The following is a 13,201-nucleotide window of genomic DNA, read 5'->3' as shown; positions in this document are numbered from 1 at the left end:
CCGTTATTGCGTGTTAATGCCCTCTCAGGCGTTTAGGTATCATCATGCCCATCGGCTGTGCGCCGCCGAGCTCTGTAAGTGCGTACACCGCCGCGTCGAGACGGTCAGGCGACTTTTTGGCAGTGGCCGGCACGTACTCCATTAGCTGATTCTCCAGTACATAGAGATTGCCGTTGTGCGCAACGCGGCCCTGCTCATAGAGCGCAGATATCGGTTCGGCGCGGGCATATTTCCCTTTGCTGGCATGCACGCGAATGATGCGACCTTTGTACCCGGCGTTACGAAGCGTTTCCTCAGCCATATCGCCTCCCTGGTTCGTTTCGATAACGATCGCGTCGGCTTCGTGTTCTTCGTAAGCCCACATGGCCTTTTTTGCCCAGCCAGCTGGTGAATACTTGCCGCTGTAGTCTCCATCGACAGAGAACTGCTTTTTATCACCAGCACCATACGCACTGGCGGCAACGATGCCGGATTCATCACTTTCATCGCTGTTGGTTGCCTGCGGGTCGATGGCCACTACCGAGCGAACCTTATCGAAACGGATCTGCAGGTCGCGGGCGGAGCTGATCATCGCCTCATTCCACAGCGCACCCTCGGCGTTGAAACGCCGTGGCTTCTGCATGTACTGCGCCTCAGCGGTGCGCCGGTGCGAGAACAGGGAAACGCGGTGGGTCTCGTTGTGCTTAAATGGCCATAGCCAGCCATCGGGCAATCCGTGGTCAACCGGGATGGCGTGGCTGTTCTCCGGGTACTGTGCCGAGTAGGCCTGGCTGTTGTTGATCAGCACTGGCAGATTAAGGTGATGCCACTTTTCGCCGGAACCGCCGCGAAGCAGGTAGCCGCTCAGGTCTTGATAGTGGATGCGCTGCATAATCACTATCATCGGCGTCGTTTCGATCGCCAGACGTGACTTGATGGTTTCGTTAAAGCGATTGTTAACGCCGTCGCGCACTATCTCACTATAGGCATCATCGGGTTTAACCGGGTCATCGATGATCAGCGCGCCCTGCCAGCCTGGCTCCATGTGCCCGGCACGAAAGCCTGTAACCTGCCCGGCTGCAGAACTGGCGTACACCCCACCGCCGAACTCATTCCACCACATCGCCTTACTGTCAGCATCATCGCGCAGCGACATGGGCCACATTGCCTGATAGGCCTGCGATTTGATCATGCCGCGTGCGGTGGAGGAGTTGAGCAGTGCCAACTGGTGGGAGTAAGACAGGTGCATGAAGCGGGCACGCTGGTTAAGCGCCAGCCCCCGCCCCATCATGTTGATGGTGGCCAGCTCGGTTTTGGTGTAACCAGGCGGGACGTTAATAATCAGACGCTGAATTTCGCCATCTATCACCCTGTCCAGTGTCTTCTGGATCACCCGGTGATGCGGCGCGACGATCATCTTGCCGCCAGTACGCTGCTTGAAGAAGTATCGCGCGTAATACAGGCCGTCCTCCACGCATTCCACGCGGCGGGCGAAAAGCTTTTGCTCAGCAGTCGTCATCCTCCAGCATCTCCCGCCGCGCAGCTTTGTAATCGTCTTTGTTCATGGTGACTGTTTCGATGGCTCCACCGTTCGGCCCTGAATGTTCGAACTTGTGCTTGTTGGTGTAGGCGTCGCCCACTTCTTTGGCGGCCTGCTCAATAAGCTGGGAGGCCAGAGCGAAGTTCTTCATGCCCTCTGTTTTGGTAGCCATACGATCCAGCGCGCGCAGGCGGTAGGCTTTGTTGGCGATCGGGATATCAGAGATTTCGTTCTGGAAGCGCTCACGGGTAGCGTTGAACATGTCCACCCACTTTTGCGCCAGGCCTTTCCCGTTCGCTTTCGTCGGGTCGTGTGACTCCACCTGCTGGCGGGTGATCGTGAATCCGAACTCTTTCTTGACGGCCTCGACTACCTGAGAGGGAGTATCAAAGCAGGCTAACGACTGGACGATAAAGGCTTTGACCTCTCCTTTTAATGCCGCCATTGGTTACCTGCCTGTCATAATCAGTCAAAATTTAAGCCAGCTTAAGCAGGCACGTTCCGCATGCCCTGGCAATATCCAGATGGGCAACCTCCGCAGGCCTGTTCGCCGCGTCCACCAACTGCTGCACATCGCGGCTGGCACCGTAACGCCGGACAACACCGACAAACTCTTCCACGTCGTGGCCGCGCAGTTTCAGCTTCGGCTGCCCTTCCCGCGTGAACTTCGGTGCGCCGAACTCATCAGTCTCTTGGGCTATGTGGTACAGCTCATGCTCCACCAGCGCGCAGAACTCCAGATCCGAACACTGAGCACAGTAATCTGCCGCCAGGGTGATAATGAAATCAGGAATGCGCCCGAACCATTCATACATCTGTTGTTCCATCCGGGCCTTTTGCCATCCGCCGGCACGCATCATTACCTCTTCCGCCTGACCGAGTACGGCTCGCCCCTTTTTCTCGAACACATTCGACGCCCAGAGAAAGCACAGGTCAGCTTCCAGCAGGTGCGCATGGTCAGGGTTGTGCAGGTTGCCGTCTTCGCTCAAGAATTCGGCATGCAGCCATTCGTTAACGCCTTCGGCAGGCATGATGCGGATGTATGGTTTGAAGTCTGGGTTATCTATGAACATTGGCGGCGGGAGTGGCCGTTGCTGAAGCACGCCCCGGTCCGGTTTTGGCATTGGTAATCCTATTTAATGTTTTACAAGTATTCGGAAAACAACCTTTCAAGAAGGTAGCAACAGGTTCAGCTTGCAACATACTGAATTCAAGGAAGATGGTTTTGTACGCTAACGATACAGATCTGTGACAGTCACCCTATAACGGGTATACATCTGATTGATATAATCCAAATGCTTGTCGAGTTTTTTAAAAGAGCATTGTGTTATATTTCATAGGATTTCCGCAACATCACCAGCAAGAACATGAGTATTCGATAGAAAATATTCCTCAGCAGCTTTCTAACTAATGTGAACAGGAAATGATTATGGACGGCAAAAACCATGCGTTCTACATTGATGGTGTCGCAGATGCGCACATCGAAAATTGTTTAGCCCTAGGAGGCGACGTTGGGTTTGGCATAAAGAATATTGGAAGTCTTCATTTGAGCAATGCCACCTATGTTTCCCATGAGTCCATGGGTACCATCAGCTCTATTCTATGTGGGATCGAAGCATCAAAAGCTACGCCTGAGGTCAAGCAAGAGCTTACTGATAAATTTAATGAAGTAATACGCACTTCTGATAAGAAAAGCGCAGCTCAAAAATATGATAGTTTTATAGCTTCCGCTGCAGAACATGTCACTATCCTTGGTGGGATTTGGAGCACGATAGTCGAATTTAGAAAGTTATTTTTATAACTCTTTGCCATGCCAAGGATACAGGCACCATGACTAAACGTTGAAGTTCACTTTGATGAAAAAAACTCGCGATCAACTTTGATCTACCCTCATTTCTGAGAATTTTTATCCCGGACATTGTTCTCGAACATATTGTTGTAATCCGGTCAATTGTTTGGTGAGGGTGGAGATCCCGTCTCTGAGACGCCAATAATTGAGTTCAGCATCTGCTGTAAGTTGGGGGCCTGCGCCATCATCCATGCTGGAGGATTCGCGCGCTCCCCTCTCTGGGCAGGTGGCTTTGAGCTGCAACCGACGTTTACCAGCAACAACATCAGCACGAAGCTTTTCATTTTCAGCCTTCTCATGTGCAATTTCTCCGGTATATTTGGCATCAAGCGCAGCCACATCACGCTGGCGCGCCTGCATGTCGTTGATGGTGTCGTTCGCAAGATTGAGGTTGTGCTCGGCGGTATCGGCGCGATGCTGTTCATCAGCAGCTTTCCCGTGGTACCAGAATGCCAGTGCACCGGGGGTGGCCATCACGACCAGCAGCAGAACCAGCTTCCAGTCAAATTTCATTCTTACTCTCCGCCAGGCACAAGCTACGCTCCATCTCTCGCCGGTTCTGCAGGCCCTTCCACTTCATGCCTCCCGCGTAAACCCAGCGGCGCATTTCTTCGCAGGCTCCGTCATGATCGCCTTTGTTCAGCTTGCGCAGCAGTGTGGATTTCGAGAAAGCGTCAGACCCGACGTTAAACACGAAGCTGTAGAGCGCCGCACGCTGGTATTCCCCCAGCGGCACTTTAACCAGGCTGTCAACCGTGCGCTTGGCTGGCTGGAGGTCTTTCCACAGCAACTGATCGCACTCGCGATCGGTATAGGTCTTACTCTTCACAATATCCCGGCCTGTATGACCATCGCAGACGGTCCACACTCCGGCCACATCTTTGTAGGCTTCGTACTTTCGCCCCTCGACGCCATCCTGACCGCCGAGAAACAGCGAGGCGATCAGCATTGCACCACCACCAGCGGCGGCGATGAGTTTTTTACGCAGGCTGATGGTCATCGGCATATCATTCATCTCCCACTTTTACCGACGGGCCGTATTTCTCCAGCGCCTTTACCTGCGCGTTGGCGACCTTGCGTTTGAAGTACCAGTTAATGAGCCCGGTAATAATGATGCCCGCGATACCAGCCAGCACGCCGACGGCACTCCACTCATCGGGACTTAGTTTTGTCAGAACACCGTTCAGGATTGTGCCGCCGGAAGTGCCGAGCGCGACACCGGTTACGAGTTTGCTCATATGGGACATATCTCTCACCTCCGATTAGTCGGGGTGCTGTGTGTTGTGAGTCTGAGAAATAACAAAATAAAAAAGCCGCCATTAAATAGCGGCTTTGCTCCTGACAGGTCGGGCTTTACTGGCGGGTAAAGGTAAGATTCTCAAACGAGAATAATTGCTGCCCACCAGCCTTAGTCGTATACGAACGGCTGCCGCTCAGCGTGATTTGCGATGGGGTGTCACCAGATGTGCCTACCAAGTAATCACGCATAACATAGGTATAGCCCTGCTGGTCATTACGATAGGAACAAGCGATACCGTAGTTGATGGTGGCCCGTTCAGCGGTATACAGCCAGGACCCGGTGAATGAACTCTCCGGGTAGGTAAATGCTCCCAGCGGGGTTTCAGTGGCAGTAAAGGTTCCGGTAAGGTACCTTCCTGGAAGTTTACAGAAGTGATGACTAAGGTGTGCTTGCCATCTTCACTTACAAAGGTTCCAGCTTCTAACATATTAAGCTCCTGATTAAGGCAATAATGCGCCCTCATATCCGAGGGCAATAAAAAGGCCGCCATTTGGCAGCCTGATTCAGCTATTAATATTACGTTACTTTCGTAATTCTTTTTTTAGATCATCGAGCCAATCATCATCGCCTCTCAACTTAGCGACACGACCTTCAATGTTAGTTAATGGTTTATAAGCTGCATATTTACCAATCGCCCGAGCTGAATGCTCTCCTGCAACTCGATAATTTTGGAAATCTAATTCAAGTCCGTGCTGCTCTGCTCTCATACGGATGTAACCACGGAGCATGTTCTCGCGAAAACGAAACCAAGCAGGACGGTTACCTAATGCTGGGATTATGATACAACCAAAAGCGGGTTTTTTTAGCGCACTAAACTTCCGTTCGAATGTGGATTTGTCTAGCGGAACCACATCGAGCGACTTGCAGATTTTAACGTAGGATTCGGAGATGTGAGTTTTATGGCGAGTAAGATCTGCCATGTCTGACATTGCCCAAATTATGTGTTTATAAGACTCATCCCGCCCTTCTGTGGCATCGGTATAGCTTTGCCTTAACGTTTCAGACACAGAGTCAATCGCATCATTTAACCCCTTGATAAATAGAGAGTAATCAATTGAATTAAATTCTTTAGTTGAGCTTTGGCAGGTTAAAAGAATTTTCTCACAAATCAGGTGAATATAGTTTGGAAACCCATCACTAAGACCAGCTATTTTATAACGAACGGACTCCTCAACGATTAAACCAAATTCGTTAAAAGCATTGTCAATAATTTGGAAGCGGCCATTCAAAGGTAAGCTATCAAGATGAACCTGATGAATCTGGCGCTCACTAGATTTATGACCACCGATCAAAGTTACCAGTGAATCACCAATCCCAGTGAAGATCAATTTGACCTCACAGGCCTGATCACCTAATTGTTTGATGAGTGAGCCGAATTTTTGACGTTCTAAATCTGACTCAATTTGGTCAAACTCATCGATTACTATGTAAGGAACTTTCGAGTGCGCTGTTGTTAAAAACTGTAAAGCACGAACAGCTGCTGAAACAGATTCAATATTTATTTCAGTATTATTAATTTTTTGATTTTTGCCTGCGCTGATACCACCTATACCGGCAACATTTAGACCAACAGACCAACCTTGCGTATCTATTTTCTTATCTTGCGGGATGCCACGCAAAATAATGTCATTCATCACACTAGAGAATGTAGATTCTTTTTCACAACCTACCAATATCGGGTCATTCTCTTCCTGAAGTTTGAATGCAACCGTTTGAGCTAACGATGTTTTGCCAACGCCTCGGTCACCATAAATAAATGCATGTCTACCGGTTGCATATAGAGCTAGCTCTAGATCAGTTACATGCTTTTCACGACCAAATAACAGCTCCATTGAAACCACAGGACCTGTTGGCCGCAAAACTTTATGCAGTTTATGCATAAAGTCTCGCAATGAGAGACCGCCACAGAGCATTTTAATTCTCCAGAATTTGTTTTGAAAACTATACCATTAATCTATCTTTATAGCCTTCCTGAAAGTAAAAAACCCGCTCGATGGCGGGTTTCTTTTTGTGTTACTGCTCAGTTCGTTTTAACGTCCCGAGCCTACCACTATTTAAGCACTTTTTTGCTCACTCTACAACATGAATCTGTCGCCATTTGTGCCGAACGCATCGCAAACTGGAGCGTACAGAATCGATTCTGTCAGACTTAACCATGTGTCAATGCGGCGGCGGCAAGTGATCAGTGTCCAGTCAGGGTGTTTGGCATGTAGCTCATTTGCCATCTGGAGCTTGCTCTTGCGCAGTCTATAGCGGTCAACAATTACACCGTAGAGGCCCCGGTGTTCATCATTCATAAGTACTGATGCAATAGTCCTGTCCACTATCAGGCCCTCTTCATCGGTGCAGAACGCTAGGCCACTTTTATTTTTGCTGTTGAGGATTTCACGTAGATACGCTTCAAGCTCAGTTTTACTGATACCGGATTTCTTCATGCGACGCAGCGCATCATTGATGGCTGTCTTGGTGATTTTTGAGGATGCAAGCAGTTGATTGAACATGTTGCCGCCAGAACCGCCACCGATATAAGACCAACGCCCCCACATGCGTAGTTTGCCCTGAATCCAGACGCTCTCCAGAGTGCGCAGGCGTACGTGCTCCCCTGCCTTACCAACTTCTGATGGGTGAATCATGCCAATGCCCCTTTATCTGTTTTGATAATAATTTGCCCTTTCTCACCCCAAACCTTCGTAACCCGGCCATCCCAGATTCGGCTGTCGTCATCGAAGATTGCATCCAGCAGCGCCTTCTCCAGGTTGTCCTTGTCCGGCTTTTGTTGGTGAGGTTGCCCGACATGCTCAGCTCGCTTCTTCCTGCTCCAGCTGGCAGGCATCGGAATTACGAACGTAATGTGATAGCCTGACTCGGGCAGCCCGATGCCCAGCAGCCGCACCTGCGCTTTGAAGGCCCAATAAGCGGCGGTCGCAGGACGTTTATGCCAGCGATCGCGCTGTGTCATACGGGGTTTGCCAATCGGCGTAATGTCATAGATTTTCATGCAGGCACCACCAGCCCGCGGCGGGCAATTTGTATAAGAGTTAATACAATGGCGCGGTCCATGAGTTGCCGGCGCTCATCGCGGCTCAGGCTCTTCCCGTTATCAACCTCTGAATGGCAGGTGACGCAGATAGCAGCGGTAGCGCAATCGTCTGTTTTCATCCCGATCCCTTTCCCTTCATTGCGATGAGCAACCTGTACGCCCCAAGCGCCACACAGGACGCACTGCTCTATCTGGCCAACAGCGGCGAGCCACTTCTTATTTCGATAGATAGCCATGCTCACCCCCACGCCTTGCTTTGCCAGACCCGGCTCGGGCGCGGCGGCTTAATGCCTTCCGGCAATCGGGCGCTCACAGTCCAGATGATGTAATCGGGATTAAGGCTGCGCTCAGCTATGACGCCGCGGCGTCGGTAATCCACCAGCAGCTGTTCAGCCTGTTGTGTGGTGCAGTCGGTGTGATTGAACCAGGTCTCTTTCATCGACTCAGCTCCCGAAGCTAATCAGCTGCGCAGCGGCATTCTCAGCCTCCGCCTGGCTGCGGAATGCGCGGCAGAGGATCCAGCGCCACAGCACATCGAGCGCTGCGCGATAGAGCTGCTGGAACTCGGTTTCGTCCATGCTGGCGAACGCGATGCTGCGGGGGTGCTTGCGGAGTGTGTCGTCAGGCAACTGGATGGCGTCGTAGTGGCCCGCCTCTACAATCACCCAGGAGCGGTAGGCGTCGAACGATTTGCAAATGCTAATGTTACCGGCGCGGCGGTCAGCGATGCGTGCAAGATACTGCTCAGCGGCATCCATTAACGCGGGTTCGCTGCCGCTGAAGGTGGCGAGGTACTTGGCATAGCCTGTTACCAGCCTGCGCTCATTGGAGGAGATGGCCCCGCCGGTAGGTTCCCAGTATTCGAAACCAAGATTTAGCAGCGCGAAGAATTTACGATGGAATGCCGGGTTACGCAGCTGGCGAAACTCAGCTTCGAGTACCGCGCCGAGCTTGCATTTTGAATGCAGAAAATCGCTGGTCTCCACAGTTGCGGGGATCAGGATTCCTGATGACTGCTTGATTAGTTGTAGTTGTTGCGCCATATGTCCCCATACAGCGCGAGTATCCGGTTGTCAGTTGTTCAGGCTGACACTGGCATTATGAACAGGTGATATTGGAAAATCAACGAAGCAGTGTGTTTATCAAACCGATTTAAATCCGGATTTTCCATTGGCGGCACGCCATTCTTTTACGGCATTGACAATACCTCTGACTGAACTGTCAGCATTCGGTTGTGGGAAATAAATCAAGTCATGCCCATCAGGATGTTCTGTCAGCTGATTAAACTGATATACCGCCTCACTGTGTTCTCGATCCGTTGCGAAGTCCGCTGATATAATTTTGCTAACCACTGCGGCAAATTCCTCTTCTGTATAATCGGCTAATTTACGCTTGGACATTTTGATCCCTCATATCGAACTACCTAAAGTGAATCCCTATCATTTCAATGTAGCGCGAGTTACTTTCATGTGGCAAGTACGGGCTGGACTATCGGTTACATCTTGGTCGCTCCGCAAAGTAATCCAGTTGTTACTGCGGTTAATCATTCATTACCATCTCGGCAATTACAGATCTACTGAGAGTATGTTTTGGCCTTACGTCCGTTTTGTGCCAAAAATGTACCTATTTTTTGCGTCATCACTGTTCATTTCATGATATTTATGAAACATTGCAAACTCAGGTGCTTATGAGAGCTGGTCGCAATATAACAGGAAAAATTTTGCTAAATAACTGAAATTTTCACTAAAGAGGATAGAAAATGACATTACCTAAGTTCAGAGACGACCTGCAAGTTGAAGCTAATTACTCTATCAATCAAGCTACAGAAATGGTGGGGAAGACGGTGAAATCTGTCCAGATTGGTTTTCAAAAAACGGGTGCAAAAGTCCATCAAACTGAAATGTTAATCATCACTTTTACAGATGACACTCAACTTGCAATATCAACAGGCTCTAACGTTGGAAATATAATGTCTCAAATCCAGCGCAGCGACAGCGACAAGCTTAAGCCTGCTGATTTCCATGTAGATCTGGACTTGACTTGGAAAAGATAACAATCTGTGGTGACAACTCAGGCCGCCTGAGCGGCCTTTTCATGCTCGACCGGCTGGCATAAGCACAAACCTTATTCTGTATGCTGATACTTAAGCGTGTCAGAACTGCGCAATAACTACCTTCACCTTTCCTTCCGCATCTTTAGATTCCAGATCGGTTTTCACACCTAAAGGGTTATTTATGTAGCAATCCGGGTCATATACAAACAAGATCAGCGTATCGCAGTCCTGGTGAGCGCGGTAGCGCACCATATCAATAAGCAACTCCCCGCCAACTTTACCGGCTCCCAGTGTTTCACGAGTTTTTTTCACCTCGATCACAATTTTCTCTTTTTTCAAAAGAAAGTCCTGCCTTGAGGCTGCCCCTGCAAAGCTAGGGGTATATTCTTCCGCCCTGATATCATTAAAGTGCAGGGTCAGCAGCGCATAAACCATATCCTGAACGTCATACTCGTCATTAACTTCAAGCGGCGCACGGCCATGGTGCCGTCTCTTTAACTGACGAACAAAGGCCGGAAATCTGTTCAGAATATTCAGCACGAGATTCAGCGGTGAACTTTCTATATGCGTATCCATACTGATAGCAGAGTGCGCAAGGTCATCTCTCGCAGCATCAAACAACGGCTTATAACTCCTTGTCAAGGTGTTGTAATTAGAAGACCAGCCGCTATTTACAGTATTAAAATCTTTGTAATAGTCAGACTCTTTTCCGTAGCTGTCCTCAATTAACTTTTTCACTCTGGCAATCCAGTTTTTATATTTACCGGAATCGACATAAGTTTCATTACGATGAGTAAGCAAGTTTTGAGCGGTATGCTGTGTAGCAATTACTGCTTTGTAGTCCTGCTCAAGTACCTTAAATCTTCCTTCCAATGTTTGCGTTGTCATTATGCCTTCCGGAATGCATAGTCGTGTACAAAGATCTGTGTATGCAGGGATTCTAACATATTTAATCTTCATCCTTTCACGCTGAATGTCACAGTCTGTCCAGTTATGCCCATCTACCCTCGGTTTCTGTGAATAACCAATATCTGATATCACTTTCAGCTGGTCTCGCCACTATTTGTATTGTAGTTTTTCTCAGCCCCCCGTAAGGGCGTGGCATTACGCTGTTCGAACAACAGGACGACGCAGGGCTAAACCGCCCGTACGTGTAAAACTGACCAGTAACCGGTCCAGCCCGATCCGATTTATTTACTTCATAGCTTTAGTAAGGAAGCAATAAACTTTTTTATTTCTGAAGTAATGAATATCGGAAGATTCTAAGTCTGCTCTTCGCGCAAAGCCACTCTTAACTTGTGGCGGCTTAAAAAGTGATTACGCCGCAATCTCTGTAACCGAGCACATCTCCGGCAGATTGGCCCGCACCAATGCCTCGGCGATCAGTGGTAGTACTGCATTGCAGTATCCGGCAGGTTTGATGAAAATCCATATTGCAGCCAGAGCAAGATACTGTATATTAAAACAGTGGTAATCCAATGAATGGTTAGAGGCATTGTTCTAGATTTTTACGCCGAAAAGAATGTAAAATCATTATGCCAGTCTCATGATTTTACATTTCCTCAGACTCACTATTGTGCGTTTGTGGCGGTAGCGTGTCAGAAACGACTTTGCAATAACCTCTGTCCATCTCTATTCGTAGCAACTGATTACCGATAATCAGCTCGTGGTGTCTAACCATGTACAAACGAAAAATATTAACGATATCAAATCAAGTTAATCCGAGAGATGTTAACCATGAGAAAAAGAACAAGCTTAAAATATGCATTATATATATTGTCTCTATGGCTGCTATTCATATCCCTCTTTATAATGTCATATGATAAAAATCTTTTTGTTTCATTCTCAAGATATCTCTACAACAAAGATACAATATTGTTCCTATCAAAAATAACGCCAAAGAATATAGTCTTCATTTCTAGCTTCGTAATGATTATAGCTGGCTTTTTAATATTCTTTTACTTGCTCTTCTCTTTTAATTCTGGCTGGTCCGTTGCATGTACTGTTTCTGAAGTTAAAAATGAGAGTCATGAGCATCTTGAGTTCTTAACGACTTATGTCATGCCACTTGTTTTTACCGATGTAAACAGTAAAAGGACAATGTTGAACCTGTTGATAATGATAGTAGCTATAGGAATGATATATGTAAAAACCAACCGCTTTTATTCAAACCCTTCATTAGCATTACTCGGATTTAGAATTTATAGGGCCAAAATTAACGACAGGGGAATTAAAGAATTCGTAATAATATGTCATGGCGATATCGATAACGGCAGCACAATAAAATATATAAAACTTGATAACAATACATGCCTTGCAAAAATCACCCAATAATCGAGGATGGTATGTTTACAGCAATCAACAGTATATTAAACTCTGCTAATATTTCAGGCGAGGCGTATTTTGTTGCAGAAGTACAAGGACAAACCAAGATATTCAGAGTAGCGCTCGAACCTGGAGCGGAGCAAAAATTAACCCTGTCATTTAGTCAGTCACTCAGACGTGATGTAATTAATCCAAATGCTGGGCAAAACTCCATGCCACTGGTATCTTCACTGCTAACAAGAGATAAGCAAGTTCATGAGTACGATCATCAAGTAATTAATCACCTTCCCCCTGCCCTCGCGAAAATGGCTGATGTCTTTAATTTTGGAGTGAATAATTCACCTCCTGATTTTGACTTCGCTCAGCAAAATTTATCTTCTGTTAAGGGAATTATATATTATCTTTGTGATGGGCAAGGCGCGGGCGTAGTTGTTTACCAACACAAGTATCCCATCGCGTTGCATAAAAAAACAAAACTATCATATTTTTCAGCAAATGGTAGAACCCTTGATGAAGTTAACCATGATAGCATTGATATTAATGGGAGCGTTGACTTCTTCTACTTTAATAATACTTATTACGCTTTGAATATTAGCCTACTTGAAAGAGTTTATGGACTCGAGCAAGTCATTAATAATTTAGCGGCAAATGCAACGCCACATATAATCGCATTGAACATAGTAGACGTAACAAAGTTTCAAAGCCCTTTAGATATCTTTAACGATATGCATAAAAACAGAAATTTTATGCGCAGACTTGCTACTACTGCAAATAGTCCTTTAATACAAAATGGCACTATAAACATAGCTAATATTCAAACGCTAATTCAAAAGTTTCCGATCTTAGGCCGAAATATCATCTTTAACCAAACCGGATTGATTGAATTATCATCTCAAAAGCAAAAACTATATTTTATCCGTTTATTAAACAATGAAGCATCTTTTACAGCACTAAACCAAGAGCCTTTTCTTGCTGTCGGGAAAGACTCAGCAGCATAATTTTTTATTAATATACTTAAAAATTAAGTATTGCTGCTAAATTTTTCTCAACCACATTCGCCTGTTCTGGAACTTCAGGCAACACTGGTGGTGCGCCGGCAGATCCCCGGCGCTTTC

18 protein-coding genes are annotated in these 13,201 nt (G+C 47.4%); 4 read left to right on the top strand and 14 right to left on the bottom strand.

All coding sequences use genetic code 11. The annotated features are described in order from the left end of the window. Window positions 1–13: 13 nt before the first annotated feature. The 3 genes from BM373_RS04495 to BM373_RS04485 are packed head-to-tail and all read right to left on the bottom strand — an operon-like array spanning window position 14 to window position 2,643. Window positions 14–1,498 carry a phage terminase large subunit family protein gene (locus BM373_RS04495; RefSeq protein ID WP_090459872.1) on the bottom strand — a complete coding sequence of 495 codons (1,485 nt, stop codon included), beginning with the start codon at window positions 1,496–1,498 and terminating at the stop codon, window positions 14–16. Continuing rightward, the gene (locus BM373_RS04490; RefSeq protein ID WP_090459870.1) at window positions 1,485–1,964 is read right to left on the bottom strand and encodes a DUF2280 domain-containing protein; all 480 of its coding nucleotides are present in this window, start codon (window positions 1,962–1,964) and stop codon (window positions 1,485–1,487) included. Before BM373_RS04490 ends, BM373_RS04495 begins: the two co-directional genes overlap by 14 nt. Window positions 1,965–1,995: 31 nt before the next feature. After that, the gene (locus tag BM373_RS04485) at window positions 1,996–2,643 is read right to left on the bottom strand and encodes a putative metallopeptidase (RefSeq protein WP_371261083.1); all 648 of its coding nucleotides are present in this window, start codon (window positions 2,641–2,643) and stop codon (window positions 1,996–1,998) included. Window positions 2,644–2,948: 305 nt separating this feature from the next. Between BM373_RS04485 and BM373_RS04480 the strand changes: the two genes are divergently transcribed. Next, complete coding sequence (locus BM373_RS04480) at window positions 2,949–3,320, top strand: hypothetical protein (protein ID WP_090459866.1); 372 nt, start codon at window positions 2,949–2,951, stop codon at window positions 3,318–3,320. Window positions 3,321–3,425: 105 nt separating this feature from the next. Here the strand turns inward: BM373_RS04480 and BM373_RS21780 are convergent, their stop codons facing one another. From BM373_RS21780 to BM373_RS04430, 10 genes are all read right to left on the bottom strand, one after another. After that, window positions 3,426–3,881 carry a lysis protein gene (locus tag BM373_RS21780; protein ID WP_090459864.1) on the bottom strand — a complete coding sequence of 152 codons (456 nt, stop codon included), beginning with the start codon at window positions 3,879–3,881 and terminating at the stop codon, window positions 3,426–3,428. Beyond that, entirely contained in the window at window positions 3,871–4,368 is a 498-nt protein-coding gene (locus BM373_RS04470; RefSeq protein ID WP_177220117.1) for a lysozyme, read from the bottom strand. Before BM373_RS04470 ends, BM373_RS21780 begins: the two co-directional genes overlap by 11 nt. A gap of 7 nt (window positions 4,369–4,375) precedes the next feature. After that, window positions 4,376–4,606, bottom strand: a complete 231-nt coding sequence (locus BM373_RS04465; RefSeq protein WP_256214555.1) for a class II holin family protein — start codon at window positions 4,604–4,606, stop codon at window positions 4,376–4,378. Between the two features lie 583 nt (window positions 4,607–5,189). Beyond that, window positions 5,190–6,548, bottom strand: a complete 1,359-nt coding sequence (locus BM373_RS04460; protein ID WP_256214554.1) for an ATP-binding protein — start codon at window positions 6,546–6,548, stop codon at window positions 5,190–5,192. A gap of 195 nt (window positions 6,549–6,743) precedes the next feature. Next, on the bottom strand, window positions 6,744–7,301 hold the full coding sequence (locus BM373_RS04455) for a DUF1133 family protein (RefSeq protein WP_090459860.1): 558 nt from the start codon (window positions 7,299–7,301) through the stop codon (window positions 6,744–6,746). Next, complete coding sequence (locus BM373_RS04450; protein WP_090459857.1) at window positions 7,298–7,666, bottom strand: RusA family crossover junction endodeoxyribonuclease; 369 nt, start codon at window positions 7,664–7,666, stop codon at window positions 7,298–7,300. Before BM373_RS04450 ends, BM373_RS04455 begins: the two co-directional genes overlap by 4 nt. After that, the gene (locus tag BM373_RS04445; RefSeq protein ID WP_090459855.1) at window positions 7,663–7,944 is read right to left on the bottom strand and encodes a hypothetical protein; all 282 of its coding nucleotides are present in this window, start codon (window positions 7,942–7,944) and stop codon (window positions 7,663–7,665) included. Before BM373_RS04445 ends, BM373_RS04450 begins: the two co-directional genes overlap by 4 nt. Window positions 7,945–7,946: 2 nt before the next feature. After that, on the bottom strand, window positions 7,947–8,147 hold the full coding sequence (locus BM373_RS04440; protein ID WP_090459853.1) for a hypothetical protein: 201 nt from the start codon (window positions 8,145–8,147) through the stop codon (window positions 7,947–7,949). Window positions 8,148–8,151: 4 nt separating this feature from the next. Continuing rightward, window positions 8,152–8,751 (bottom strand): DUF1367 family protein, encoded by a 600-nt coding sequence (locus BM373_RS04435; RefSeq protein WP_090459851.1) that lies wholly within the window; start codon window positions 8,749–8,751, stop codon window positions 8,152–8,154. Between the two features lie 99 nt (window positions 8,752–8,850). Next, window positions 8,851–9,108, bottom strand: coding sequence for a bacteriocin immunity protein (locus BM373_RS04430; RefSeq protein ID WP_090459849.1), 258 nt, complete (start codon window positions 9,106–9,108; stop codon window positions 8,851–8,853). 359 nt (window positions 9,109–9,467) lie between these two features. Between BM373_RS04430 and BM373_RS04425 the strand changes: the two genes are divergently transcribed. Beyond that, complete coding sequence (locus BM373_RS04425; RefSeq protein ID WP_090459848.1) at window positions 9,468–9,761, top strand: hypothetical protein; 294 nt, start codon at window positions 9,468–9,470, stop codon at window positions 9,759–9,761. A gap of 99 nt (window positions 9,762–9,860) precedes the next feature. On the opposite strand, the gene BM373_RS04420 is transcribed toward BM373_RS04425, so the two are convergent. Continuing rightward, window positions 9,861–10,649: a PD-(D/E)XK nuclease domain-containing protein gene (locus BM373_RS04420; protein ID WP_090459847.1), complete on the bottom strand. Its 789-nt coding sequence runs from the start codon at window positions 10,647–10,649 to the stop codon at window positions 9,861–9,863. Window positions 10,650–11,498: 849 nt separating this feature from the next. On the opposite strand from BM373_RS04420, the gene kwaA reads away from it, so the two are divergent. Then, entirely contained in the window at window positions 11,499–12,095 is a 597-nt protein-coding gene (kwaA, locus tag BM373_RS21575; RefSeq protein WP_177220109.1) for an anti-phage protein KwaA, read from the top strand. An 11-nt stretch (window positions 12,096–12,106) separates the two neighbouring features. Beyond that, entirely contained in the window at window positions 12,107–13,084 is a 978-nt protein-coding gene (locus BM373_RS04410; RefSeq protein ID WP_090459845.1) for a Kiwa anti-phage protein KwaB-like domain-containing protein, read from the top strand. Window positions 13,085–13,201: the final 117 nt, after the last annotated feature.

The organism is Enterobacter sp. kpr-6 (genome assembly GCF_900116015.1).
Classification (GTDB): Bacteria; Pseudomonadota; Gammaproteobacteria; order Enterobacterales; family Enterobacteriaceae; genus Enterobacter_D.
The sequence above is the reverse complement of the archived record's forward strand: the minus strand, read 5'-3'. Positions and strand labels throughout refer to the sequence as shown.

Excerpts from the sequence above, each read along its gene's own strand:
- BM373_RS04455 (WP_090459860.1), bottom strand. The coding sequence starts at position 7,301 with ATGATTCACCCATCAGAAGTTGGTAAGGCAGGGGAGCACGTACGCCTG.
- BM373_RS04460 (WP_256214554.1), bottom strand. The coding sequence starts at position 6,548 with ATGCATAAACTGCATAAAGTTTTGCGGCCAACAGGTCCTGTGGTTTCA.
- BM373_RS04430 (WP_090459849.1), bottom strand. The coding sequence starts at position 9,108 with ATGTCCAAGCGTAAATTAGCCGATTATACAGAAGAGGAATTTGCCGCA.
- BM373_RS04440 (WP_090459853.1), bottom strand. The coding sequence starts at position 8,147 with ATGAAAGAGACCTGGTTCAATCACACCGACTGCACCACACAACAGGCT.
- BM373_RS04485 (WP_371261083.1), bottom strand. The coding sequence starts at position 2,643 with ATGCCAAAACCGGACCGGGGCGTGCTTCAGCAACGGCCACTCCCGCCG.
- BM373_RS04445 (WP_090459855.1), bottom strand. The coding sequence starts at position 7,944 with ATGGCTATCTATCGAAATAAGAAGTGGCTCGCCGCTGTTGGCCAGATA.
- BM373_RS04495 (WP_090459872.1), bottom strand. The coding sequence starts at position 1,498 with ATGACGACTGCTGAGCAAAAGCTTTTCGCCCGCCGCGTGGAATGCGTG.
- BM373_RS04420 (WP_090459847.1), bottom strand. The coding sequence starts at position 10,649 with ATGACAACGCAAACATTGGAAGGAAGATTTAAGGTACTTGAGCAGGAC.
- BM373_RS04490 (WP_090459870.1), bottom strand. The coding sequence starts at position 1,964 with ATGGCGGCATTAAAAGGAGAGGTCAAAGCCTTTATCGTCCAGTCGTTA.
- BM373_RS04465 (WP_256214555.1), bottom strand. The coding sequence starts at position 4,606 with ATGAGCAAACTCGTAACCGGTGTCGCGCTCGGCACTTCCGGCGGCACA.
- BM373_RS04470 (WP_177220117.1), bottom strand. The coding sequence starts at position 4,368 with ATGACCATCAGCCTGCGTAAAAAACTCATCGCCGCCGCTGGTGGTGGT.
- BM373_RS04425 (WP_090459848.1), top strand. The coding sequence starts at position 9,468 with ATGACATTACCTAAGTTCAGAGACGACCTGCAAGTTGAAGCTAATTAC.
- BM373_RS04410 (WP_090459845.1), top strand. The coding sequence starts at position 12,107 with ATGTTTACAGCAATCAACAGTATATTAAACTCTGCTAATATTTCAGGC.
- BM373_RS04435 (WP_090459851.1), bottom strand. The coding sequence starts at position 8,751 with ATGGCGCAACAACTACAACTAATCAAGCAGTCATCAGGAATCCTGATC.
- BM373_RS21780 (WP_090459864.1), bottom strand. The coding sequence starts at position 3,881 with ATGAAATTTGACTGGAAGCTGGTTCTGCTGCTGGTCGTGATGGCCACC.
- BM373_RS04450 (WP_090459857.1), bottom strand. The coding sequence starts at position 7,666 with ATGAAAATCTATGACATTACGCCGATTGGCAAACCCCGTATGACACAG.
- kwaA (WP_177220109.1), top strand. The coding sequence starts at position 11,499 with ATGAGAAAAAGAACAAGCTTAAAATATGCATTATATATATTGTCTCTA.
- BM373_RS04480 (WP_090459866.1), top strand. The coding sequence starts at position 2,949 with ATGGACGGCAAAAACCATGCGTTCTACATTGATGGTGTCGCAGATGCG.